The organism is Enterobacter sp. JBIWA003, from assembly GCF_019968825.1.
GTDB lineage: Bacteria > Pseudomonadota > Gammaproteobacteria > Enterobacterales > Enterobacteriaceae > Enterobacter > Enterobacter quasiroggenkampii.
The window spans coordinates 3,397,743-3,423,425 of sequence record NZ_CP074170.1 but is presented as its reverse complement, the minus strand read 5'-3'; the positions used below and the strand labels follow the sequence as shown (position 1 = coordinate 3,423,425).

17 protein-coding genes are annotated in these 25,683 nt (G+C 56.4%); 8 read left to right on the top strand and 9 right to left on the bottom strand.

The features are described 5' to 3' along the window. Window positions 1-17: 17 nt before the first annotated feature. The 3 genes from glpC to glpA are packed head-to-tail and all read right to left on the bottom strand — an operon-like array spanning window position 18 to window position 4,040. On the bottom strand, window positions 18-1,208 hold the full coding sequence (gene glpC / locus KGP25_RS16380) for an anaerobic glycerol-3-phosphate dehydrogenase subunit GlpC (RefSeq protein WP_063417583.1): 1,191 nt from the start codon (window positions 1,206-1,208) through the stop codon (window positions 18-20). Further along, on the bottom strand, window positions 1,205-2,422 hold the full coding sequence (glpB, locus tag KGP25_RS16375; protein WP_223539299.1) for a glycerol-3-phosphate dehydrogenase subunit GlpB: 1,218 nt from the start codon (window positions 2,420-2,422) through the stop codon (window positions 1,205-1,207). Before glpB ends, glpC begins: the two co-directional genes overlap by 4 nt. Further along, the gene (gene glpA / locus KGP25_RS16370) at window positions 2,412-4,040 is read right to left on the bottom strand and encodes an anaerobic glycerol-3-phosphate dehydrogenase subunit A (protein ID WP_167211668.1); all 1,629 of its coding nucleotides are present in this window, start codon (window positions 4,038-4,040) and stop codon (window positions 2,412-2,414) included. Before glpA ends, glpB begins: the two co-directional genes overlap by 11 nt. Before the next feature lie 251 nt (window positions 4,041-4,291). Between glpA and glpT the strand changes: the two genes are divergently transcribed. Together glpT and glpQ are read left to right on the top strand one after the other, a co-directional pair. Beyond that, window positions 4,292-5,644, top strand: a complete 1,353-nt coding sequence (gene glpT / locus KGP25_RS16365; RefSeq protein ID WP_045354273.1) for a glycerol-3-phosphate transporter — start codon at window positions 4,292-4,294, stop codon at window positions 5,642-5,644. Between the two features lie 11 nt (window positions 5,645-5,655). After that, window positions 5,656-6,711, top strand: coding sequence for a glycerophosphodiester phosphodiesterase (gene glpQ / locus KGP25_RS16360; protein ID WP_223539298.1), 1,056 nt, complete (start codon window positions 5,656-5,658; stop codon window positions 6,709-6,711). 89 nt (window positions 6,712-6,800) lie between these two features. On the opposite strand, the gene yfaE is transcribed toward glpQ, so the two are convergent. The 4 genes from yfaE to ubiG form a co-directional block, all read right to left on the bottom strand. Then, window positions 6,801-7,055, bottom strand: coding sequence for a class I ribonucleotide reductase maintenance protein YfaE (gene yfaE / locus KGP25_RS16355; RefSeq protein ID WP_025757202.1), 255 nt, complete (start codon window positions 7,053-7,055; stop codon window positions 6,801-6,803). Further along, window positions 7,055-8,185 carry a class Ia ribonucleoside-diphosphate reductase subunit beta gene (gene nrdB / locus KGP25_RS16350; protein WP_045908711.1) on the bottom strand — a complete coding sequence of 377 codons (1,131 nt, stop codon included), beginning with the start codon at window positions 8,183-8,185 and terminating at the stop codon, window positions 7,055-7,057. The genes yfaE and nrdB overlap by 1 nt, the downstream gene beginning before the upstream one ends. A 100-nt stretch (window positions 8,186-8,285) precedes the next feature. Continuing rightward, the gene (nrdA, locus tag KGP25_RS16345; protein WP_045908710.1) at window positions 8,286-10,571 is read right to left on the bottom strand and encodes a class 1a ribonucleoside-diphosphate reductase subunit alpha; all 2,286 of its coding nucleotides are present in this window, start codon (window positions 10,569-10,571) and stop codon (window positions 8,286-8,288) included. Between the two features lie 347 nt (window positions 10,572-10,918). Beyond that, entirely contained in the window at window positions 10,919-11,647 is a 729-nt protein-coding gene (gene ubiG / locus KGP25_RS16340; protein WP_045908709.1) for a bifunctional 2-polyprenyl-6-hydroxyphenol methylase/3-demethylubiquinol 3-O-methyltransferase UbiG, read from the bottom strand. A gap of 146 nt (window positions 11,648-11,793) precedes the next feature. Between ubiG and gyrA the strand changes: the two genes are divergently transcribed. Together gyrA and rcsC are read left to right on the top strand one after the other, a co-directional pair. Next, window positions 11,794-14,430 carry a DNA topoisomerase (ATP-hydrolyzing) subunit A gene (gene gyrA / locus KGP25_RS16335; protein WP_048224205.1) on the top strand — a complete coding sequence of 879 codons (2,637 nt, stop codon included), beginning with the start codon at window positions 11,794-11,796 and terminating at the stop codon, window positions 14,428-14,430. A gap of 135 nt (window positions 14,431-14,565) precedes the next feature. After that, window positions 14,566-17,412, top strand: a complete 2,847-nt coding sequence (gene rcsC, locus KGP25_RS16330; protein ID WP_223539297.1) for a two-component system sensor histidine kinase RcsC — start codon at window positions 14,566-14,568, stop codon at window positions 17,410-17,412. A gap of 110 nt (window positions 17,413-17,522) precedes the next feature. Here rcsC and rcsB read toward each other — a convergent pair whose 3' ends face one another. Both rcsB and rcsD read right to left on the bottom strand, forming a co-directional pair. Next, complete coding sequence (rcsB, locus tag KGP25_RS16325; RefSeq protein WP_003859405.1) at window positions 17,523-18,173, bottom strand: response regulator transcription factor RcsB; 651 nt, start codon at window positions 18,171-18,173, stop codon at window positions 17,523-17,525. Between the two features lie 16 nt (window positions 18,174-18,189). Next, window positions 18,190-20,862 (bottom strand): phosphotransferase RcsD, encoded by a 2,673-nt coding sequence (rcsD, locus tag KGP25_RS16320; protein WP_063622157.1) that lies wholly within the window; start codon window positions 20,860-20,862, stop codon window positions 18,190-18,192. A 743-nt stretch (window positions 20,863-21,605) separates the two neighbouring features. Here rcsD and KGP25_RS16315 point away from each other — a divergent pair. The 4 genes from KGP25_RS16315 to alkB all read left to right on the top strand — a co-directional run bounded on the left by KGP25_RS16315 (window position 21,606) and on the right by alkB (window position 25,653). Then, window positions 21,606-22,694: a porin OmpC gene (locus KGP25_RS16315; protein WP_032663173.1), complete on the top strand. Its 1,089-nt coding sequence runs from the start codon at window positions 21,606-21,608 to the stop codon at window positions 22,692-22,694. Between the two features lie 116 nt (window positions 22,695-22,810). Further along, entirely contained in the window at window positions 22,811-23,866 is a 1,056-nt protein-coding gene (apbE, locus tag KGP25_RS16310; RefSeq protein WP_045908705.1) for an FAD:protein FMN transferase ApbE, read from the top strand. A 72-nt stretch (window positions 23,867-23,938) separates the two neighbouring features. Further along, window positions 23,939-24,997 (top strand): bifunctional DNA-binding transcriptional regulator/O6-methylguanine-DNA methyltransferase Ada, encoded by a 1,059-nt coding sequence (gene ada, locus KGP25_RS16305; protein ID WP_223539296.1) that lies wholly within the window; start codon window positions 23,939-23,941, stop codon window positions 24,995-24,997. Next, entirely contained in the window at window positions 24,997-25,653 is a 657-nt protein-coding gene (alkB, locus tag KGP25_RS16300; RefSeq protein WP_223539295.1) for a DNA oxidative demethylase AlkB, read from the top strand. Before ada ends, alkB begins: the two co-directional genes overlap by 1 nt. Window positions 25,654-25,683: the final 30 nt, after the last annotated feature.

Sequence of the window (25,683 nt, the reverse complement as noted above, 5' to 3'; positions counted from 1 at the left end):
TTTCGCCCCGGCCATGTTCACCCGAGCGCCTTTGCCAGCAGCGTAATCGGATGCTCGCAGCGCTTGCTGGTGGACATCTCAATCTGCCACTTGCAGGTTTCGCAGTCCGTCACCACGATATCCGCGCCGCTCTCCTCAATCTGACGGAACAGCGGAGCGCCGATCGCCTGAGACGTTTCGTAGTTTTCACGCTTAAAGCCGTAGGTTCCCGCGATCCCGCAGCAGCGCGAGTCCAGCACCGTCAGCTCCAGCCCCGGGATTAACCGCAGCAGCTCCAGCGTATAGAGCGACCAGCCCATCTTCTCCATATGACACGGCGTGTGGTACACCACTTTCAGCGGCAATTTCCCCAGCGGCAACGTCTGCCCGCTGTCCAGCTTGCGCCACAGGAAGCGTGTTGCCAGCTCGATGTGCTCTCGCAGGCCGGTGTTGTCCACGTCCAGCAGATGCGGATACTCATCGCGCAGGGTGAAGGTACAGGTGGACGAGGTCGCCAGCACCGGTATGCCCTTGTCGACGATGGCTTCGCGCAGGGAGGTGACATTGCTTTGAGCCTGCCTGCGCGCTTTATCGGTAAACCCGTTAGCAATCAGCGGCACGCCGCAGCACTTCTCCTTGCTAAGCAGCTGTACGCCGGTTCCCATGGCGTTCAGCACCTTCAGCAGATCTTTACCCAGCTGCGGATGGTTGTAGTTCACATAGCAGCCGTGGAAAAAGGCCACCTGCTCGGCGTACTGCGCCTGCTCCGCCGCCACGGATTTATACCAGCGGCGGAAGGTGCCGTGAGAATATTTCGGCAGGCTGCGGTGATGGTCTATCTTCAGCGTGGCATCCAGCAGCTGGCGCACCGGTTTGAGAGCGGTCGCGGCATTCACCAGCGGGGCAAACGGCGTAGAGACGCTGCCCATCAGATCGGTGTGGCTCAGAATCGCGTCCCGCAGCGACGGCTTTTGCGTACTGTAGCGCGCCCGGGCACGCTGGATAATATCGCCGATTTTCACATCCGACGGGCAGGCGACTTCGCAGCGTTTGCAGTTGATGCAGTATTTCAGGGCTTCATCGTACAGCTTGCCGTCCTTCAGGCGCAGGCGCTCGCCGTCCGGGCCGGCCTGTTTAGGCCCGGGATAGCGTGGGTTCACGCCGCTGACCGGGCAGACGGTGGTACACACCGTGCATTTGATGCAGCTTTCAAAACGGGTGTCGTTCATTGTTCAGCCTCCGTGCGCTGGCTAATCTGCTCTGCCACATACAGCGCCGTGACGGCACAGACGCCGCCACCGCATCCCTGGGCAATGGGATCGTATCCGCCCAGCAGCGAGCCGATGGCGAAGAGATTTCTGACGGGTTTGCCGGAAAGCTGCGGATGCAGCTGGTTATCGACAATCACGCCGAACTGCTGCCAGGGCTGCGGCGAGAAGAAATCACTCTGATACCAGTCCGCGCGGGAGGCTCGCTGGCGAACATCCAGGCCCATAATGGCTTCCCGAATGCCTTCCCGGCTGCTTAGCAGCCCGTTGCTGAAGAAACTGCCGCTTGCCAGCACCGTATAGCGGGCGCGAAGCGGAATATCCTCGTGGTTTCGCGTCCAGATTTCGCTTACCGCGCCGTCCACCAGGGTAATTTTCTTCACCTCATCCCCCGCCATCCACACGCCGCCCTGGGCAACAAACTGGCGCTGGAGCTGGGTGTGCAGGCGGATGCCGGGCACGGACGGGGGCAGCGTGGGCAGCAGGCCGAGCGAGCAGGGCAGACGATCCGAGAGCCAGCGCCAGAGCCGGTTGTCGCGTAAACCGAAGCAGGCGGGCATCAGCAGGGCGTCACAGTTGTCGCTAAGCGGCCTGAGGGCGTCATACAGCAGCGGCCATTTCTCTTCGTTATCCAGAAAACGGGCGATATTCACCGCGCGAAACTCGCTCGGGTTATCGCGCAGGACATCAAGCTCAGGCAGTTCTATCTCTGCCGTTTCGGCGTTAACGCCCTGGCGACAGAGCGACGCCGCCGCGAGATGGGGCTGGAAATCCAGAAAGCCGCTAATCCCTACCACCCGCACGCGTTCCGCGCGAATGGGGGCAACGGGCACCTCCTCCGGGCTGAGCCACGCGGAACGCAGGGTGCCGAGCGGCGTGACGCGCTGGTGATTGAGCCGGGCGCTGCCCTGCAGACGTGCGCCGCAGTCTGCCAGCAGCGCTTCGGTCTCCAGCGCAAAGCGGTCAATATGCTGCGCGCCAATCAGGTGATACGGATGCTCGGGTGGCAGCTTATCGCGGTACGCTTCGTCCACCAGATCCAGCGAGCCCGACGAGAAGTGCAGGGCGCTCTGCCCCCAGGTGATAATCGCGCAGCGCAGCCCCTGCTTCGTGAGCTTAATGCCGCAGAGCAGGCCCGCCAGCCCGCCGCCGACAATCACGGTATCAAATTTCATCGTGTTGCTCCTTCTCAAGACCGCAAAGCCCCTGGTAGACCCAGCGGGTAAATTCACTTTCACGCAGGGCATCGCCCCAGGCGACAGGCTGAATACCTTTCCAGCGCTCGTTTAAAAACGCGCTGAGCTGATCGAGCGACTGGGTAGCGGTGGTGGTGTGAAAACGCTGCAACAGCCCGGCGGCGCGACAGGCGCACAGTTCGCCCTGGCAGGTGCCCATTCCGACGCGGGTGCGTCGGCGAAGATCGAGCAGGCTGGTGACCGTCAGGTTCTCCACCGCGTACTGCACCTCACCGGCGGTGACGGCTTCGCACTCGCACACGAGGCTGCGGCTTACTCGTCCTTCACCGAGCCACGGTGGCGTTCTGTCGCCGTGGCGGTATACCGCGGACCCGCGCAGCGGCGCGGGCAGAGAGATGATTTTTTGCAGCGTTTTTTCGGTGGACTGCCGCGATCCCGGCAGCGGCTGTTCTGCCGTCACGCACGGCCTGGTATTCCCCAGCTTGCGGCAGACGGCATCGGTTGCCCACTCGGCCATCAGGCGATAGGTCATCAGCTTGCCGCCAGTGATGGTGATAAACCCGTCCATGCCGTCGCGCGCGGCGTGATCGAGCAGCACGATGCCCCGGCTGACGTTACGTCCGCTCGGATCGTTGTCGCTGGCGACCAGCGGACGCACGCCCGCGTAGGCGCGCAGAATGCGCGTCTGCGCCATCACCGGCGCCAGTTTTTCCCCTTCGCGCAGCAGGATATCCACCTCTTCAGCGGTGACGCGGTTGTAGTCAATTTCGCTGTAGTCCACGTGGGTTGAGGTCGTCCCGATTAACGAAATGGTATCTCCCGGCACGAGGATATCGGCGTCAGACGGTTTGCGGCAGCGGTTGATCACGTGGTTATTGATGCGGTGGTCGAGGATCAGCAGCGAGCCTTTCGCCGGGAACATGCGCACCGACAGGTCAGCGTATTCCGCAATCCGCTGCCCCCAGATCCCCGCCGCGTTGACCACCACGGTGGCATACAGCTCGCTGTGCTCATTGTATTGCGTATTAAAAAGCCGCACACCGCAGATGCGGTGGCCTTCGCGGATAAGGCCGGTCACTTCGTGCCCGGTGAGGATATGTGCGCCATGCTCCCGGGCGTCCAGCATGTTGGCGGCGGTCAGGCGGAACGGATCGACGGTGCCGTCAGGGACTTTCACCGCGCCGATAAGCGCCGGGTTAACTGACGGTTCCAGCCTACGCGCCAGCGCCGGATCCATGGCTTCAGCCTGAATGCCCGCGGCGCCGCAGGCGGTAATAAAGGTGTCCTGAAAGGCGAGGTCATCTTCAGGAAGGGTAATAAAGAGGCCGTCGGTCGGTTCAATGCAGTGTCGGGCGATACGCTTGAGGATCTGGTTTTCAGCAATACATTCGCGTGCGGATTCCGCGTCGGTGACCGCATACCGGGCGCCGCTGTGCAGCAGGCCGTGGTTACGCCCGGTTGCGCCCGTGGCGATATCATGGCGTTCCAGAAGCGTGACGCTTAAGCCGCGAAGGGCGCAATCGCGCGCGATCCCGGCGCCGGTTGCGCCACCACCAATGATTATCACATCGCTATAACGAGGATCGTGACTGGTCATTGTTTACCCTCTATGTTCGTTTTTTATCATTTAGCCATATTAATTTTGTGGTTTGTTTGATTTCGAACATAAACGCGCGGAATTCGAAAGTGAAGTGTGATTTCATGCGCTTTTTTGCGCATTCTGTCATATTTCTGTAACAATCTGTGCGTTGATTCACAGTAACAATCACCGTGATTTCTTAACATCCCCGCCTCTGGAATTCAGGTGCGAGCCACCTGCTCATTCATTTCAAGGCCACGGAGGCTGTTATGCTCAGTATCTTCAAACCTGCGCCCCACAGGGCGCGTCTGCCAGAGGCAGAAATAGATCCGCTCTATCGCCGCCTGCGTTGGCAAATCTTCCTGGGGATCTTCTTCGGGTACGCGGCGTACTACCTTGTACGTAAAAACTTCGCGCTCGCTATGCCGTATCTGGTGGAGCAGGGCTTTTCCCGCGGCGATCTGGGGTTCGCGCTGTCGGGGATCTCTATCGCCTACGGTTTTTCCAAATTCATCATGGGCTCCGTGTCGGATCGCTCGAATCCGCGCGTGTTCCTGCCCGCCGGTCTGATCCTGGCGGCCGCGGTCATGCTGTTCATGGGCTTTGTGCCGTGGGCAACCTCCAGCATTGCCATCATGTTCGTGCTGCTGTTCCTCTGCGGCTGGTTCCAGGGGATGGGGTGGCCGCCGTGCGGGCGTACCATGGTGCACTGGTGGTCGCAGAAAGAGCGCGGTGGCATCGTGTCGGTGTGGAACTGCGCCCATAACGTGGGCGGCGGTATTCCGCCTCTGCTGTTCCTGCTGGGGATGGCCTGGTTCAACGACTGGCACGCGGCGCTCTACATGCCTGCCTTTGGCGCCATTCTGGTAGCGATTATTGCCTTCGCCCTGATGCGCGATACGCCGCAGTCCTGCGGTCTGCCGCCGATTGAAGAGTACAAAAACGACTATCCGGATGATTACAGCAAGGAACATGAAGAAGAGCTGACCGCAAAACAGATCTTCATGAAGTACGTGCTGCCGAACAAGCTGCTGTGGTACATCGCGGTCGCGAACGTGTTCGTTTACCTGCTGCGCTACGGCATCCTCGACTGGTCGCCAACCTACCTGAAAGAGGTGAAGCACTTCGCGCTGGATAAATCCTCCTGGGCGTACTTCCTGTATGAATACGCCGGGATCCCAGGCACGCTGCTTTGCGGCTGGATGTCGGACAAAGTGTTTAAAGGTAACCGCGGTGCGACGGGCGTGTTCTTTATGACGCTGGTGACCATCGCGACCGTGGTGTACTGGCTCAACCCGCCGGGTAACCCATCAGTAGATATGGCCTGCATGATCGTCATCGGTTTCCTGATTTACGGTCCGGTGATGCTGATCGGTCTGCATGCCCTGGAGCTGGCGCCGAAAAAAGCGGCGGGCACGGCGGCGGGCTTTACCGGCCTGTTCGGCTACCTCGGCGGTTCGGTCGCGGCGAGCGCCATTGTGGGCTACACCGTTGACTTCTTCGGCTGGGACGGCGGCTTTATGGTGATGATCGGCGGTAGCGTGCTGGCGGTACTGCTGCTGATTGTTGTGATGATCGGGGAAAAACGTCACCACGCTGAAGTGCTGGCACGTCGTCAATAAGGAGCTTTGCGATGAAATTAACTCAGTTAGCGACAGGCCTGCTGCTGGCGGGCCTGATGACCGGGTCCGCGCTGGCGGCGGATAAAATCGTTATTGCCCACCGCGGCGCGAGTGGCTATCTGCCGGAGCATACGCTGCCGGCGAAAGCGATGGCCTATGCGCAGGGCGCGGATTACCTGGAGCAGGATCTGGTGATGACGAAGGATGACCAGCTGGTCGTCCTGCACGATCACTATCTTGACCGCGTGACGGACGTGGCGGAGCGCTTTCCGGACCGCGCCCGTAAAGATGGCCGCTTCTATGCCATCGACTTCACGCTGGCGGAGATCCGCTCTCTGAAGTTTACCGAAGGCTTCGAGATTGAAAACGGCAAGAAGGTACAGGTCTATCCGGGACGTTTCCCGATGGGCAAATCTGACTTCCGGATCCATACCTTCCAGGAAGAGATTGAGTTTGTTCAGGGGCTGAACCACTCAACCGATAAAAACATCGGCATCTATCCGGAAATCAAAGCGCCGTGGTTCCACCATCAGGAAGGGAAGGACATTGCCGCGAAGACGCTGGAGGTGCTGAAACAGTACGGCTACACCAGCAAGAAGGACAAGGTCTACCTGCAGTGTTTTGATGCCGCCGAGCTGAAGCGCATCAAAACCGAGCTGGAGCCGAAGATGGGCATGAACCTCAACCTGGTGCAGCTGATTGCCTACACTGACTGGAATGAAACCCAGGAGAAGCAGCCGGACGGGACGTGGGTGAACTACAACTACGACTGGATGTTTAAGCCGGGCGCGATGAAGCAGATTGCGCAGTACGCCGACGGCATTGGGCCTGATTACCATATGCTGGTAGCGGAAGGCTCAACGCCGGGCCACGTGAAGCTGACGGCGATGGTGAAAGAGGCGCATGCCAGCAAGATGCAGGTGCATCCGTACACCGTGCGTGCAGACCAGCTGCCGCCGTATGCCACGGATGTGAATCAGCTTTATGAGGTGTTGTATAAGCAGGCGGGCGTGGACGGACTGTTTACGGATTTCCCGGATAAAGCGGTGAGCTTTTTGAAGGATTAACGCTGAAAATGCCGGGTGGCGGCTGCGCCTTACCCGGCCTACGAACTGCGGTTTTGTAGGTCGGGTAAGCGAAGCGCCACCCGACACATTCACATCTCGATCTCGATATCGCCTTTTGCCCGGCAGCAGCAGGGCAAAATTTCCCCTTCGTTGATAAAGGCCAGCGGTTCGGTCAGCCAGTCCACCTGGCCGGCGACCAGACGGCAGCGGCACGAGCCGCAATAGCCTTCACGACACTGATACTCGACCTCCACCTGATGCGCTTCAAGCGCCACCAGCAGGGAAGGGTGCTCTTCCTGGCACAGCACTTCTGTACCCGAAAGGCTCAGCGTGACGCGCGTCATCAGAGCTGGAAATCGCTCAGGTCGTCGGTGTTGACTTCAGAATCAATCTGACCGACCAGATAAGAACTCACTTCCACTTCCTGCGGCGCGACCTGCACGTTATCGGACACCAGCCAGGTGTTGATCCACGGGATAGGGTTAGAGCGCGTCTGGAACGGCAGGTCGAGACCGACAGCCTGCATGCGGATGTTGGTGATGTACTCCACGTACTGGCACAGGATGTCTTTGTTCAGGCCAATCATGGAGCCGTCACGGAACAGGTAGTCTGCCCACTCTTTCTCCTGCTGGGCCGCCAGCACGAACAGGTCGTAGCACTCCTGCTTGCACTCTTCGGCGATTGCCGCCATCTCAGGATCGTCCGTGCCGCTGCGCAGCAGGTTCAGCATGTGCTGGGTACCGGTCAGGTGCAGGGCTTCATCACGGGCAATCAGACGGATGATCTTGGCGTTGCCTTCCATCAGCTTGCGCTCGGCAAAGGCGAAGGAGCAGGCGAAGCTCACGTAGAAGCGGATCGCTTCCAGCGCGTTGACGCTCATCAGGCACAGGTACAGCTGCTTTTTCAGCGCACGCAGGTTTACGGTGATGGTTTTGCCATCCACGTGGTGGGTGCCTTCACCCAGCAGATGCCAGTAGCTGGTCATCTCGATCAGCTCGTCGTAGTAATGAGCAATGCCTTCCGCGCGCTTCTGGATCTGCTCGTTGGTGACGATATCGTCAAACACCACCGCCGGATCGTTCACGATGTTGCGGATGATGTGCGTATAAGAGCGGGAGTGGATCGTCTCGGAGAACGCCCAGGTTTCCACCCAGGTTTCCAGCTCTGGAATCGAGATCAGCGGCAGCAGCGCCACGTTCGGGCTACGGCCCTGAATGGAGTCCAGCAGCGTCTGGTACTTCAGGTTGCTGATGAAGATATGTTTTTCGTGATCCGGCAGAGACTGGTAGTCAATACGGTCGCGGGAGACGTCCACTTCTTCCGGACGCCAGAAGAAGGAGAGTTGCTTTTCAATCAGCTTTTCGAAGATGTCATATTTTTGCTGATCGTAGCGTGCCACGTTGACCGGCTGGCCGAAGAACATCGGCTCTTTGAGCTGGTCGTTTTTCGTCTGTGAAAAGGTGGTATATGCCATTGCGGTGAGTCCTGTTGAGATTTTATTGCCCGGCGGCACTGCGTTTGCCGGGCCTACAAAACCGTAGGCCGGGTAAGCGTAGCGCCACCCGGCGAAGTGCTTAGATCTTACATGCGCCGCTTTCGCAGCCATCGTCCTGAATTGACGGAACCAGGTCGTCCTGCGCGTCTTCCGCACCATCACGGGTGTTGTGATAGTACAGCGTTTTCACGCCAAATTTGTAGGCGGTGAGCAGGTCTTTCAGCAGTTGCTGCATCGGAACCTTGCCTGACGGGAAGCGCGTCGGGTCATAGTTGGTATTGGCAGAGATCGACTGGTCGATAAACTTCTGCATGATACCCACCAGCTGCAGGTAACCGTCGTTGTTTGGCATTTCCCACAGCAGCTCGTAGTTGTCACCCAGCGTCTCGTAATCCGGCACCACCTGACGCAGCACGCCGTCTTTCGAGGCTTTGATGCTGACGTGGCCGCGCGGTGGCTCAATGCCGTTGGTGGCGTTAGAGATCTGCGAAGAGGTCTCAGACGGCATCAGGGCAGAGAGAGTGGAGTTACGCAGGCCGTGCGTTTTAATGGACTCGCGCAGGCCTTCCCAGTCGAGATGCAGCGGCTCGCTGACGATCGCATCCAGGTCTTTCTTGTAGGTGTCGATCGGCAGAATGCCTTTCGCGTAGGTGGTTTCGTTGAACCACGGGCACGCGCCTTGCTCTTTCGCCAGCTCGTTAGAGGCTTTCATCAGGTAGTACTGAATCGCTTCGAACGTCTGGTGCGTCAGGTTGTTAGCGCTGCCGTCGGAGTAACGCTTGCCGTTTTTCGCCAGCCAGTAGGCGAAGTTGATCACGCCGATACCCAGGGTACGGCGGCCCATCGCACCGCGTTTCGCGGCCGGGATTGGGTAATCCTGGTAGTCCAGCAGAGCGTCGAGGGCACGAACTGCCAGCACGGCCAGCTCTTCCAGCTCGTCCAGGCTCTTAATTGCGCCCAGGTTAAATGCGGACAGCGTACACAGCGCAATTTCACCGTTTTCGTCGTTCACGTCTTCCAGCGGTTTGGTCGGCAGGGCGATCTCCAGGCACAGGTTAGACTGGCGCACTGGCGCAACGACCGGATCGAACGGGCTGTGGGTATTGCAGTGGTCAACGTTCTGGATGTAGATACGGCCGGTAGAGGCACGTTCCTGCATCATCAGGGAGAACAGATCGACCGCCTTCACGCGCTGCTTGCGGATGCTGTCGTCTTTTTCGTATTTGGTGTACAGACGCTCGAACTCGTCCTGATCGGCGAAGAATGCGTCGTACAGGCCCGGGACGTCGGACGGGCTGAACAGGGTAATGTCTTCGCCCTTCAGCAGACGGGTGTACATCAGCTTGTTGATCTGCACGCCGTAGTCCATGTGACGCACGCGGTTGCCTTCGACACCACGGTTGTTTTTCAGAACCAGCAGGCTTTCCACTTCCAGGTGCCACATTGGGTAGAACAGGGTCGCAGCACCGCCGCGTACGCCGCCCTGAGAGCAGGATTTTACTGCCGTCTGGAAGTGCTTATAGAACGGGATACAGCCGGTGTGGAAAGCTTCACCGCCGCGAATCGGGCTGCCCAGCGCACGGATGCGGCCGGCGTTGATGCCGATACCGGCGCGCTGGGAAACGTATTTCACAATGGCGCTGGAGGTGGCGTTGATGGAATCCAGGCTGTCACCACACTCGATCAGCACGCAGGAGCTGAACTGACGGGTAGGGGTGCGCACGCCAGACATGATTGGCGTAGGCAGAGAAATCTTGAACGTCGATACCGCATCGTAGAATCGCTTCACGTAATCCAGACGGGTATCACGCGGGTAGTTTGAGAACAGGCAGGCGGCCACCAGAATGTAGAGGAACTGGGCGCTTTCGTAGATCTCACCGGTTACACGGTTCTGAACCAGGTATTTGCCTTCGAGCTGCTTCACCGCCGCGTAGGAGAAGTTCATGTCGCGCCAGTGATCGATAAACCCGTTCATCTGCTCGAACTCTTCTTCCGTATAGTCTTCCAGCAGATGCGTGTCGTATTTGCCCAGCTCAACCATTTTCACCACGTGATCGTAAAGCTTCGGCGGCTCAAACTGGCCGTAGGCTTTTTTACGCAGGTGGAAAATCGCCAGACGTGCAGCCAGGTACTGATAATCCGGTGCTTCGCGGGAGATCAGGTCCGCCGCCGCTTTGATGATGGTTTCGTGGATATCAGACGTTTTGATGCCGTCGTAGAACTGAATATGAGAACGCAGTTCAACCTGGGAGATAGATACGTTGTTCAGTCCTTCTGCTGCCCAGTCGAGAACTCGATGGATTTTGTCCAGATTGATACGCTCGGTAGTACCGTCGCGCTTTGTCACCAGCAGACTCTGATTCATGTGGGTTTTACCTGTCCGTGAAATAAAAAATATCCCCCGCTTATCCACAGAACCGTCTTGTGACTAACTCTGTGGATAAATACTACATATAGGGGGTTTGCGATAAGAAAAACGCTATATGGTGAGTATTCTAGTATCGAATCTTTTCAGCACAAGGGTTGATTTTGACGTTAAATTGAGGTTGTGAAAGGGTAAAAAAGGCTAAGTCCTCGTACCGTAAGGCCTGGAAGACATGTCAATAATTAAGAAAAAAAATTCAAAATTTGATCGAGTGCTGATTTCTTCAACGGGAGGTCAGAATTGCGCAACATGATGTCGCGCAATCTTTATAAGAATAACGAATGACGTTAGTCGTTTTTGGCGGTTGTGTGCAACATATAGTTAACATCAACGCCCGGTGCGAGTTTGAATTTATTGGTCAGCGGATTGTAGTGCAGGCCGGTGATGTGCTGCTCCTTGAGCCACGTCTGGTCAACCCAGCTTAACAGCTCCGCCGGCTTGATGAATTTCTTCACGTCATGCGTGCCTTTCGGCACCATGCGCAGCACATACTCCGCGCCGACGACGGCCATCAGCCAGGCTTTAGCGTTGCGGTTGAGGGTTGAGAAGAAGACCTGGCCGCCCGGTTTCACCAGTTTTGCACAGGCGTGCACCACGGATTGCGGATCGGGAACGTGCTCCAGCATCTCCATGCAGGTCACCACGTCGTACTGATGGGCATGTTTTGCCGCGTGTTCTTCCACGGTTTCCTGCACGTAGTCAACCTGTATGCCAGACTCCAGCGCGTGAAGACGGGCAACCTGCAGCGGTTCAAAACCCATATCCAGGCCCGTGACGTTCGCCCCTTCGCGCGCCATGCTTTCCGCCAGGATACCGCCGCCGCAGCCGACATCGAGCACTTTTTTACCGAACAGACCGCCGGAACGCTCCGCAATATAGCCCAGACGCAGCGGGTTAATACGGTGCAGCGGTTTGAACTCACCTTCGAGATCCCACCAGCGGGACGCCACCGCTTCAAATTTGGCAATCTCTTCGTGGTCAACGTTGTGAGCCACCGGGGATTTTTCGGCATTCATGGGCGCTTTTACTCCTTATTTAGCAAGACGAATGAGTATATCAGGCAATCCCTGTGAATAAAGCGTATAGGTTTACCTCAATCACCTCGGCTGTGTTATAATTTGCGACCTTTGAATCCGGGATACAGTAGAGGGATAGCGGTTAGATGAGCGACCTTGCGAGAGAAATTACACCGGTTAACATCGAGGAAGAGCTGAAGAGCTCCTATCTGGACTATGCGATGTCGGTCATTGTTGGCCGTGCGCTGCCGGACGTCCGCGATGGCCTGAAGCCGGTACACCGTCGCGTACTATACGCCATGAACGTATTGGGCAATGACTGGAATAAAGCCTATAAAAAATCTGCCCGCGTCGTCGGTGACGTCATCGGTAAATATCACCCGCATGGTGATACCGCCGTTTATGACACCATCGTTCGTATGGCGCAGCCATTCTCCTTGCGCTACATGCTGGTAGATGGCCAGGGTAACTTTGGTTCAGTCGACGGCGACTCCGCTGCGGCGATGCGTTATACGGAAATCCGTATGTCGAAAATCGCTCATGAGCTGATGGCCGACCTGGAAAAAGAGACCGTTGATTTCGTCGATAACTACGACGGCACCGAGCGCATCCCAGATGTGATGCCCACCAAGATCCCGAACCTGTTAGTGAACGGTTCGTCCGGCATCGCGGTCGGTATGGCAACCAACATTCCGCCGCACAATATCACCGAGGTGATCAACGGCTGTCTGGCCTATATCGATGATGAAGACATCAGCATTGAAGGGCTGATGACACACATCCCGGGCCCGGACTTCCCAACGGCGGCGATCATCAACGGTCGTCGCGGTATTGAAGAAGCGTACCGTACCGGCCGCGGCAAGATTTACATCCGTGCCCGTGCCGAAGTGGAAGCGGACGCCAAAACCGGCCGTGAAACCATCATTGTTCACGAGATCCCGTATCAGGTGAACAAAGCGCGTCTGATTGAAAAAATCGCCGAGCTGGTAAAAGAAAAACGTGTTGAAGGCATCAGCGCGCTGCGTGACGAGTCTGACAAAGACGGTATGCGCATCGTGATTGAGATCAAACGCGACGCGGTGGGTGAGGTTGTCCTGAACAACCTGTACTCCCAGACGCAGCTTCAGGTCTCCTTCGGTATCAACATGGTTGCACTGCACCATGGTCAGCCGAAGATCATGAACCTGAAAGAGATCCTGAGCGCGTTTGTCCGTCACCGCCGTGAAGTGGTGACCCGTCGTACCATCTTCGAACTGCGCAAAGCGCGCGACCGTGCGCACATCCTTGAAGCGCTGGCGGTTGCGCTGGCCAACATCGACCCGATCATCGAACTGATCCGTCGTGCGCCAACCCCGGCGGAAGCGAAAACTGCGCTGATTTCCCGTCCGTGGGATCTGGGCAACGTCGCCGCGATGCTGGAACGTGCGGGCGATGACGCGGCGCGTCCTGAGTGGCTGGAACCTGAGTTCGGCGTGCGTGACGGTCAGTACTACCTGACGGAACAGCAGGCCCAGGCGATTCTGGATCTGCGTCTGCAGAAACTGACCGGCCTTGAGCATGAAAAACTGCTCGACGAATACAAAGAGCTGCTGGAACAGATTGCTGAGCTGCTGCACATTCTGGGCAGCGCAGAGCGCCTGATGGAAGTGATCCGCGAAGAGCTGGAGCTGGTCCGCGACCAGTTCGGCGACGAGCGCCGCACCGAAATCACCGCCAACAGCGCGGACATCAACATCGAAGACCTGATCAACCAGGAAGACGTTGTTGTGACCCTGTCTCACCAGGGCTACGTGAAGTATCAGCCGTTAACCGACTACGAAGCACAGCGTCGTGGCGGTAAAGGCAAATCTGCAGCACGTATTAAAGAAGAAGACTTCATTGACCGCCTGCTGGTGGCGAACACCCATGACACGATCCTCTGCTTCTCCAGCCGCGGTCGTCTGTACTGGATGAAAGTCTATCAGCTGCCGGAAGCAAGCCGTGGCGCGCGTGGTCGTCCAATCGTTAACCTGCTGCCGCTGGAAGCGAACGAACGTATCACCGCTATCCTGCCGGTACGCGAGTACGAAGAGGGCGTGAACGTCTTTATGGCGACCGCCAGCGGTACCGTGAAGAAAACCGCGCTGACCGAATTCAGCCGTCCGCGTTCTGCCGGTATTATCGCCGTAAACCTGAACGAAGGCGACGAGCTGATTGGCGTGGATCTGACCTCCGGTTCCGATGAAGTGATGCTCTTCTCTGCGGCCGGTAAAGTGGTGCGCTTCAAAGAAGACGCCGTTCGTGCGATGGGTCGTACCGCGACGGGCGTGCGTGGTATCAAGCTGGCTGGCGAAGACAGCGTTGTTTCTCTGATTATTCCGCGCGGTGAAGGGGCTATCCTGACCGTGACGCAGAATGGTTACGGTAAACGTACGGCGGAAGGGGAATACCCAACCAAGTCTCGCGGCACGCAGGGCGTAATCTCCATCAAGGTGACCGAGCGCAACGGTTCCGTTGTCGGCGCGGTGCAGGTGGACGATGCGGACCAGATCATGATGATCACCGATGCCGGTACGCTGGTGCGTACCCGCGTGTCTGAGATCAGCGTGGTGGGTCGTAACACCCAGGGCGTGATCCTCATCCGTACAGCGGAAGATGAAAACGTGGTGGGTCTGCAGCGCGTTGCCGAGCCGGTGGATGACGAAGAGCTCGACTCCATCGACGGTAGCGTCGCGGAAGGCGATGAGGATATCGCGCCGGAAGCCGACACCGACGATGACGTAGCGGACGACGCTGACGAGTAATGTCTCCTGATGCAAAAAAGGGCCGGATTCCGGCCCTTTTCTTTTGCACAAGCAGATAAGTCAACGTTGCGACCTGGCGCGTTTACCGCTACCTTAACCACATTCTTTTGACCCCGACGGCGGAGCCTCGCCCCCTTGAAATACCTCGTCTCCTTTCGTACTACGCTGAAAGTCTCTCGCTATCTGTTTCGGGCGCTGGCGCTCCTGCTTTGGCTGCTGGTAGCCCTGTTCTCGGTGTTTTACATCGTTAACGCCCTGCACCAGAAAGAAGCGGAGATCCGCCAGGAGTTTAACTTAAGCTCCGACCAGGCCCAGCGCTACATTCAGCGAACGTCTGACGTGATGAAGGAGCTGAAGTATATTGCCGAAAATCGTCTGACGGCGGAAAACGGTATCCTTGCGCTTCGCGGGCGTGATGACAAAACCGAAGTCCCGGACTTCCAGCCGCTGTTCCCGGATTCCGATTGCTCCACCATGAGCAATACCTGGCGCGGCTCTCTGGAATCGCTCGCCTGGTTTATGCGCTACTGGCGCGACAATTTCTCCGCCGCCTATGACCTGAACCGCGTCTTCCTGATTGGCAGCGAGAATCTCTGCATGGCTGACTTTGGCCTGCGCGACGTACCCGTTGAGCGTGACGATGCGCTGAAAAGCCTGCATGAACGTATTGTCAAATACCGCAATGCACCGCAGGACGAGCGCGGCAATAACATCTTCTGGGTGAGCCAGGGCCCGCGTCCGGGCGTGGGCTATTTCTACGCCCTGACGCCGGTTTATCTGGGCAATCGCCTGCAGGCGCTGCTGGGGATTGAGCAGACCATTCGCATGGAAAACTTCTTCACCCCGGGCAGCCTGCCCATGGGCGTGACCATTCTGGATGAAAACGGTCATCAACTGATCTCGCTTGCCGGGCCTGATAACCGTCTAAACGTCGAACCGCACTGGATGCAGGAGCGGTCGTGGTTTGGCTATACCTCAGGTTTCCGCGAGCTGGTGCTGAAGAAGAGCCTGCCGCCTTCGTCGCTCAGTATCGTCTATTCGCTGCCGGTGGATATGGTGCTTGAGCGGATACGCATTCTTATCATGAATGCGATTCTGCTCAACCTGCTGGCGGGGGGCGCGCTGTTTACGCTGGCGCGCATGTATGAGCGAAAAATCTTTATTCCTGCCGAAAGCGACGCCCAGCGACTGGAGGAACACGAGCAGTTTAACCGCAAGATTGTTGCCTCGGCGCCGGTGGGGATCTGTATTCTGCGTACCCAGGACGGGACCAATATCCTGAGTAACGAACTGGCACATAACTACCTGAACATGCTGACGCACGAAGACCGGCAGAGGCTGACGCAAATTATCTGCGGTCAGCAGGTTAACTTTGTCGACGTGTTGACCAGTACGCACACCAACCTGCAGATCAGCTTTGTGCATTCCCGCTATCGCAATGAAAACGTGGCGATTTGCGTGCTGGTGGATGTCTCCGCGCGCGTGAAGATGGAAGAGTCGTTGCAGGAGATGGCGCAGGCGGCAGAGCAGGCCAGCCAGTCGAAGTCCATGTTCCTTGCCACCGTCAGCCACGAGCTGCGTACGCCGCTGTACGGGATCATCGGTAACCTCGACCTGCTGCAGACTAAAGAGCTGCCGAAAGGCGTCGACCGGCTGGTGACGGCGATGAACAACTCCTCCAGCCTCCTGCTGAAGATCATCAGCGATATTCTCGACTTCTCTAAAATCGAGTCCGAGCAGCTGAAAATCGAGCCGCGCGAGTTTTCGCCGCGCGAGGTGATGAACCATATCAGCGCCAACTATCTCCCGCTGGTGGTGCGTAAACAGCTGGGGCTCTACTGCTTTATCGAACCGGACGTGCCGCTGACGCTGCACGGCGATCCGATGCGCCTGCAGCAGGTCATCTCTAACCTGCTCAGCAACGCCATTAAATTCACCGATACCGGCTGTATTGTGCTGCACGTCTGCCGGGCGGGGGATTACCTGAGCATTCGCGTGCGCGACACGGGCGTCGGCATCCCGGCGAAGGAGGTGGTTCGTCTGTTCGATCCGTTCTTCCAGGTCGGTACCGGCGTGCAGCGTAACTTCCAGGGAACCGGACTGGGGCTGGCGATTTGTGAGAAGCTCGTCAGCATGATGGATGGCGACATCTCCGTGGATACCGAGCCCGGCATGGGCAGTCAGTTCACCATCCGCATTCCGCTCTATTCGGCGCAGTATCCGGCAAAAGCCACGGTAGACGGGCTGAGCGATAAGCGCTGCTGGCTGGCGGTGCATAACGCCTCGCTGAATGACTATCTGACGGCGCTGCTTACCCACAGCGGCGTGAGGGTGTGCCGCTATGAAGGTCAAACACCGGACGTGGACGATGTGCTGATCGCCGACGAGATGCCAGAACAGCCGTGGCAGGGGAGAGGGTCAGTGCTCTTCTGCCGTCGCCACATCGGTATCCCGGTTGAGCGTGCGCCAGGGGAATGGATACACAGTGTCGCCACCCCGCACGAGCTGTTGAGCCTGCTGGCGCGCATCTACAAAGTGGAACTGGAAGAGAGCGACGGTGCGGGCGGACTGCCGTCACCGGAGTCTCTGGCGTCGGTGAATGACGATATGATGATTCTGGTGGTGGATGATCATCCGATTAACCGTCGCCTGCTGGCTGACCAGCTTGGATCGCTGGGCTACCAGTGCAAAACCGCCAATGACGGCGTGGATGCGCTGAACGTGCTGAGTAAGAATCATATTGATATCGTGCTGAGCGACGTCAACATGCCCAACATGGACGGCTACCGTCTGACGCAGCGCATCCGACAGCTTGGCCTGACGCTGCCGGTGGTGGGCGTAACGGCGAACGCGCTGGCGGAAGAGAAGCAGCGCTGTCTGGAGTCAGGCATGGACAGCTGTCTGTCGAAACCGGTGACGCTGGACGTGCTGAAGCAGACATTGTCGATTTACGCGGAGCGCGTGAGAAAAACACGGATATAAAAAAGGCCCGGAAGGGCCTTTTTAATTGCCCGGCGGCACTGCGCTTGCGCGGGCCTGCGGGTTCTGTAGGCCGGGTAAGCGCGAGCGCCACCCGGCATAAACAGCGGAGATCAATCCTTGTCGGTTGCGCTCAGCGTGACGGAGGAGAGATAGTTCAGCAGAGCAATATCGTTATCCACGCCCAGCTTCATCATCGCTGATTTCTTCTGGCTGCTGATGGTTTTAATACTGCGGTTCAGCTTCTTGGCAATCTCGGTCACCAGGAAACCTTCTGCGAACAGGCGCAGAACTTCACTCTCTTTCGGCGACAGGCGTTTGTCACCGTAGCCACCCGCGCTGATTTTTTCCAGCAGACGAGAAACGCTTTCAGGCGTGAACTTCTTGCCTTTCTGCAGCGCCGCAAGCGCTTTAGGCAGATCGGTCGGTGCGCCTTGTTTCAGTACAATCCCTTCGATGTCCAGATCCAGTACCGCGCTCAGGATCGCCGGGTTGTTGTTCATGGTCAGAACAATGATCGAGATATCCGGGAAGTGACGTTTGATATATTTGATGAGCGTGATCCCATCACCGTATTTGTCTCCAGGCATGGAGAGATCGGTAATGAGCACGTGTGCATCAAGCTTTGGGAGGTTATTGATCAGTGCTGTAGAGTCTTCAAATTCACCGACTACATTCACCCACTCGATCTGTTCAAGTGATTTGCGAATACCGAACAGTACAATCGGATGGTCATCGGCAATAATTACGTTCATATTGTTCATGTATAAGGCTACCTTGCTACAGCAAGCTTTTGACGTAGGCGTCAATGTCGCTGATGTATTTTTCAATGCCAGAGGCATCTTTCTCACGAATTAGATGTTCCAGCGTTTCACATAACTGCTTGCCGGGAACCAGATTAAGCATGGCAAACACCCCTTTAAGCCGGTGTGCTGTCTGTGCCAGCGCTGCAAAATCATTCGCAGCGGACTCAGTATACAACCGCTTAACATCATCTGGTACTGTATCAACAAAGAGTGAATAGTATCCGCTGGCGTGAAGCTCGGCATTTTCATTACCGCCTAACGGTGATTCCGCTATCTCTTCCTGCGCCAGCTGCTCTTCTATTAGTTGTAGTACAGCTTCCTGCATCGCATTGCTTATATTAAAGTTGACGCGCAGCTGGCCAGGGCCGATTTTCCGCACGCCTGACTCATCATCGCTTAAAAGCAAGCCGGAGGCAGTAAGATTAGACGGATTATCAGTTAAAAACAGATCAAATTCTTGACTTGCAAGTCTTTCATCCGGCGTGATGCAGGCCGCACCCCAGTTTTCTAACTGACGAACGACAATATTGCGGATCTCGTTCGACGTAACATCGACCATCACCACGACATCATCCAGCAGACGCTCTTCATCTTCTTCCTGCGGATTGGCCGCCATTTTCACGTGCAGAGAATAGCGGGTGCCGAGAGATTCACGGGCCTTGATATTGAGATGGCCGCCGAGCTTACGCGCCAGCTGATCGCACAGCCAGAAGGTTAGGGCATTTGCCTTGCCGTAGCGATCGCTTTGCGTGTCATTCAGGAACGGGAAGTGCAGATTATCAATTTCACTCGTGGTGACGCCTTCCCCGGTGTCCAGAATGCGGAACGTCAGGCGGTCTTCTGCCGACTCCTCCGTACTGACTTCGAGGGTGATCTTGCCGATCTGCGTGGTGGTTACCGCGTACTGAATAATCATCAACAGTATGCGGCGCAGCGCTTCACGATCGCCGTGGCGCTCGTCATTTGCCGGAAGATTGTTATTGATCAGCAGCTGCAGCCCTTTGCGCTTAATCACGGGCAGGACTTCCGGAACCACTTCATCGATCAGATCCTGAATGGAGAAGAGGGTGGGGGTTCCCTTCCAGAAATCATTCTCCAGCATGTTCGCCAGCTGGATCTCATCAACCATTCTGACCAGCGAGTCGGCCTGACAGGCAAGCTGGTGGCTTTCTGACGTATTTAACGCCGCCGCCTGGGTCGCCAGCGTTTTTAACGGCTGCTTGAAGGCATCGCCAATGTTCTGCATAAATGCGGCGCGCCCCTGCTGGTTTTTCTCATACAGTCTTTGCGCCTGCTTGAGCTTTTTATTCACCAGCACTTCGCGATCCTGATCGCGGATGATGAAGATTTGCGTGCGGGGAGCCACCTGGCTGCGGAACTGGCGGATCTCGTACAGTTCATTGTTGATGGTGGCCTGAATCACCCCCTGGTGCTGATCCGCCATGGTGGTGATGTTCTGCAGGTTAAGATGCGGCAGCAGATGGTCGGCAATTTTATTGCTCATTACCGTACGATTTGCTTCCTGATCGTGAACTAAGACCCCAAGCGGCAGCACGGAAACAATCTCTTCATTCAGCGCGCGTAATACGCGCAGCTCATTGCTGGTACCGGCCGGGACCGCCGCGGCGTCGCTCTGACGTCCCGACTGGAAGCGGAAGGTGCTGTAGCCAAACAGCGCCAGCGCCAGCAGACCGATATTCAGCAGCAGAGGCAGCAGGATATTTTGCAGCGTGTCGAGTAACAGCGTGCCAAACGGCACCTGCCACACCAGGCGCATACCGGTCGAGTTCAGGGATGAGGCAATTTCGATTTTTGAACCGTTAAAGGAGATCGATACGCTCTCTGCGGCCTCTTTGTCAGACGCCGCACGCATGTTCTGGGTGCTGCTGTCGGGCTCCAGACGGAAGCTATCGAGCGGCATGTCCGGCGGGATTAAATCATTAATGGGTAAATCGAAGGCGACCACCGTCGCCAGATGTCCTGGCTGGTTGAAGGTGGTGCGCAGAGTAAAATAATGACCGTTTTGCCAGGCCAGGCGGCGCAGGGAAGAGAAGCTCTCACGTTCATCAAGGGCGTTCGCCTGCTGCAGCATCTCTGCCCGGCGGGAATCGACGATGCTGCCCACGGTGGTCTCTTTAAACCCGGAAGAGAGATCTTTTAACGGCAGCGTTGAGATCAGGATCATGCTGTTGTCCTGACCGTTCAGATAATACATCGACCATGGCACCGTTTCGGCACCCCAGAGGGTATCCAGATAGGTCGAAATACGCTGCGTCATCTCAAGCGTCGCGCTGTCGTGAGAGCCAAAAATAAGCGCCTCAGTCTTACGCTGCGGTTTTTCGAGGTAATAGACATCCTGCTTAAGCCGTGTCTCCTGAAGTCCATCTCCGGATGAGGAGGCCGGTGCAGCTGCAATATTGTCGTAAATCTGCCAGGTGGCGTAGCGCCAGGTATCGATGCGCTTATGCACGGCGTGGGTGATATCGACGACCTGATAGCTCTTGTCCTTCAGCCAGGCATTAACCGCGCTCTGTACCATCACCCCCATGGTCACTAACAGCACAACGATCAAAAGAAGAAAGAAACGGGTGATGCTCCCGGGGAGGAGGGAGAATTTGCTCGGGGCGGTGGTTTCAGTCTGACTCATTGATATCTTTAACCCGTCATGGTCATGCTCTGTGGCGATAGGGCAGTATAAAGGGTAATAACTGAATTTCCAGCGCCACTGTCCGGGAAAAGGCGACTTTTTCAACGGACAATATCGGCGGCGGGCGGCGCAGTAAACATGTACAAACACGCCGGGCGCGTACAAATAATACGTGCGCTGAGCCAGTAAATAGCACGAATTAACAAGAAATTAAGTTTTACATCAATTGTGTGTTCGCGAAGGACGGCCGATGAGAATTTAGTTAATAGTCGTTACAATTTCGGTGCGGTAGCACAAAAAACGAGAAGTTACGTAAAGAAAGGTAAAAAAAAACCGAATGCGAAGCATCCGGCTCAATTAGGGATAAACAGACATTCAAAACTGAATGACGGTAATAAATAAAGTTAATGATGATAGCGAGAGATATTTTAGAGATTAGGTGAGATCTTGTTTTGTCATTCAGTGCTGTAACGATTTTTATTATAACTTATTGATTATTATTGGTATGTTTTTCCTTTTGATTATAAGTGCTAAATTTCTAAGCTATTTGTGCTTTGTAAAAGTTCCTTGTTATTTACATTTTGAAACATGTTGATGGATAAATGAAACATCTTCAAAGTTTTCGTATCATATTCGCGTTGGATTATTCTGTAATTTTGCGGAGAATGAAATTGCCGACTGGTTAATGAGGGTTAACCAGTAAGCAGTGGCAATTATAAGGCATATAACAGAGGGTTAATAAAATGAAAGTTAAAGTACTGTCCCTCCTGGTACCAGCACTCCTGGTGGCAGGCGCAGCAAATGCGGCCGAAATTTATAACAAAGATGGCAACAAATTAGATCTGTACGGTAAAGTTGATGGTCTGCACTATTTCTCCGATGACGACAGCGCTGATGGCGACCAGACCTACATGCGTCTTGGCTTCAAAGGCGAAACCCAGGTTAACGATCAGCTGACCGGTTACGGCCAGTGGGAATACCAGATTCAGGGTAACTCAGGTGAGAATGAAAACAACGCCTGGACCCGTGTGGCGTTTGCCGGTCTGAAATTTGGTGACGCGGGTTCTTTCGACTACGGTCGTAACTACGGCGTAGTTTACGATGTAACTTCCTGGACCGACGTTCTGCCAGAATTCGGCGGTGACACCTACGGTTCTGACAACTTCATGCAGCAGCGTGGTAACGGCTTTGCGACCTATCGTAACAGCGATTTCTTCGGCCTGGTTGATGGCCTGAACTTTGCTGTTCAGTATCAAGGTAAAAACGGTAGCGTAAGCGGTGAAGACCAGACCAACAACGGTCGTGAAGCACTGCGTCAGAACGGTGATGGCGTTGGCGGTTCTATCACTTATAACCTGGGCGAAGGCTTCGGTATTGGTACTGCCGTGTCCAGCTCTAAGCGCACCAGTTCCCAGAACGACATGGGCTTCGGTACTGGCGACCGCGCTGAAACCTATACCGGCGGTCTGAAATACGACGCGAACAACATCTACCTGGCTGCTCAGTATACTCAGACCTACAACGCGACTCGCGCAGGCGATCTGGGTTGGGCCAACAAAGCGCAGAACTTCGAAGTGGTTGCTCAGTACCAGTTCGACTTCGGCCTGCGTCCATCCGTGGCTTACCTGCAGTCTAAAGGCAAAGACATCGAAGGTTACGGCGATCAGGATCTGCTGAAATATGTTGATGTGGGTGCGACTTACTACTTCAACAAAAACATGTCCACCTACGTGGATTACAAAATCAACCTGGTTGATGAAAATGACTTCACCCGTCAGGCGGGTATCGGTACTGACGATATCGTCGCGCTGGGCCTGGTTTACCAGTTCTAATCGCGTTAACGTGTGACGTAAGGGGGCCTGATGGCCCCCTTTTTTGTGCTTGCTGGATTCTCACAACGCCCCTTTTTTGGTGTACTCTTGCCGCCCTGGCATGAGGATAATAATGAATGGACATGACTTTTTTACGCGCCAGCTTTCTGGCTATGCTTTTTTTCCTGACCGCGTGTAACGATCCCGCGACCGTGGCGAAAACCGATGCACCTGCCGCGACGGTGCTCGAAGGTAAAACGATGGGCACCTTCTGGCGCGTCAGCGTGATGAACCTCGATAAAACACGCACGGATGAACTTCGCGGCAAAATCCAGTCGCAGCTGGACGCCGACGATCAGCTGCTGTCGACCTATAAAAATGACTCGGCGCTGATGCGCTTTAACCTCTCGACCAGCACTTCTCTGTGGCCGGTGAGCGAGGCGATGGCCGATATCGTGACCGAGGCAATGCGCGTGGGTTATAAAACCAACGGGGCGATGGATGTGACCGTCGGTCCTCTGGTGAACCTCTGGGGATTTGGCCCCAATAAACAGCCGGTGAAGACGCCCGAACAGGCGGCCATTGATGACGCCCGCGCCCGGACAGGGCTACAGCATCTGACCGTGATCAACCAGTACGGGCAGCAGTACCTGCAAAAAGATATCCCCGATCTGTTTGTCGATCTGTCGACGGTCGGGGAAGGCTATGCGGCGGATCATCTTGCTGCACTGATGGCGCAGGAAGGGATTTCCCGTTATCTGGTCTCGGTGGGCGGTGCGTTGGTCAGTCGGGGTATGAACGCCAGCGATAAACCGTGGCGCGTAGCGATTCAAAAACCAACCGATCGGCAAAATGCCGTGCAGGCGATAGTGGATATCAACGGACATGGCATCAGCACCTCCGGAAGCTATCGCAACTATTACGAGCTTGACGGGAAGCGTATTTCGCACGTGATTGATCCGCAGACCGGACGCCCCATCACGCATAACCTGGTCTCGGTAACGGTCATTGCCCCCACCGCGCTGGAAGCGGATGCCTGGGATACCGGATTAATGGTTCTCGGCCCGGAAAAAGCCAAAGAGGTGGTCCGTCAGGAAGGGCTGGCGGTTTATATGATCACCAAAGAGGGCGACGGGTTCAAAACCTGGAGCTCGCCGCAGTTCAACAGTTTCCTGGTCAGCGACAAAAATTAAAAAGCAAGGTTGCGGGTTTTTTATCGGTGGCGCTCAGGCACGCTCTATGTATGCTTATACGAGGAGCCGATCATGAAAAACCCAACCTTAATGACCGATGAGGATCGCTGGCAGGCCGTGCTGGCCCGCGATCCGCTCGCAGACGATCAGTTTGTCTTCGCCGTGCAGACGACGGGTATTTTCTGCCGCCCGTCATGCCGTGCCCGCCACGCGCTGCGTAAAAATGTCCGTTTTTATCCTGATGCCCGGCACGCCACTCAGGCAGGCTTTCGTCCGTGCAAGCGCTGCATGCCGGACAAACGCGATCCGCAGGCGCAGAAGCTGGCAAAAGTAGAACATGCCTGCCGGCTTCTGGAGCAGGATCCCGCGTTAACCCTGGAGAGACTGGCGGAGCAGGTTGCCATGAGTCCTTTCCATTTCCACCGCCTGTTTAAGTCGGTAACCGGCATGACGCCCAAAGCCTGGCAGCAGGCGGCGCGGGGTCAGCGTCTGCGCACCGCGCTTACGCAGGGAGACAAAATTACCGATGCCGTGCTGGCGGCGGGGTTTCCCGACAGCAGCAGCTATTATCGTAAAGCCAACGATGCGTTGGGCATGACGGCGAAGCAGTACCGTAAAGGAGAGGTGGCCGTGCGGTATGCCATCCATGACTGTTCGTTAGGACGCTGTCTGGTCGCCGAAAGCGAGCGGGGGATCTGCGCGATTCTGCTGGGTGACACCGATGCGGAAGTCACCGCAGAGCTTGCCACGCAATTTCCAAAAGCTACGCACGCGCCGCTGGACGACGCCTTTGTGCAGCGGATCCACCAGGTCATTGCCAGTATTGATAACCGCGACGTACCGCTTGCGCTGCCGCTGGATATTCGCGGTACCGCGTTCCAGCAGCGCGTCTGGCAGGCCCTTCGCACTATTCCCTGCGGCGAAACGGCAAGCTACCAGCAGGTGGCGCAGGCGATTGGCCAACCCAGTGCGGTACGCGCCGTAGCAGGCGCCTGTGCGGCAAACACGCTGGCAATTGTGATCCCCTGTCATCGGGTGGTTCGCAACGACGGTGCGCTGTCGGGCTATCGCTGGGGGACGGCGCGAAAAGCGCTGTTACTGAAACGTGAGGCGAAACGCCGGGAGGAATAATGCTCGATCTTTTTGCGGATGCTGAACCCTGGCAGGAACCGCTTGCGCCAGGGGCGGTGATCCTCCGCCGCTTTGCACTCTCCCGTGCGGCGGCGTTGCTTGCCGGTATTGAAGAGGTCACGGCGGTTTCACCGTTTCGCCATATGGTGACACCGGGCGGCTACACCATGTCGGTGGCCATGGCCAACTGCGGCGAACTGGGCTGGGCGACAAACGAACGTGGGTATGTGTATGCTCCAAACGATCCCACGACCGACCGGCCGTGGCCTCCCATGCCTGCGGTTTTTCAGGCACTTTGTCACGAGGCTGCCGTGGCGGCGGATTATCCGGATTTTCGTCCTGATGCCTGTCTGATTAACCGCTACGCCGTCGGTGCGAAGCTCTCGCTGCATCAGGACAAGGATGAGCCCGATTTGCGCGCGCCTATCGTATCGGTATCGTTAGGCCTGCCCGCCGTCTTTCAGTTTGGGGGATTACGCCGCAACGATCCGCTCAAACGCATTATGCTGGAACATGGCGATGTGGTGGTGTGGGGCAGGGAATCGCGGCTTTATTATCACGGCATTCAGCCGCTGAAACCCGGCATTCACCCCCTCACGGGCGAGTACCGCTTTAATCTGACCTTCCGTCAGGCGGGGATGCGTAAACTAAAATAAGAATTATTCTTGATGTCCGCGCAGGGCAGT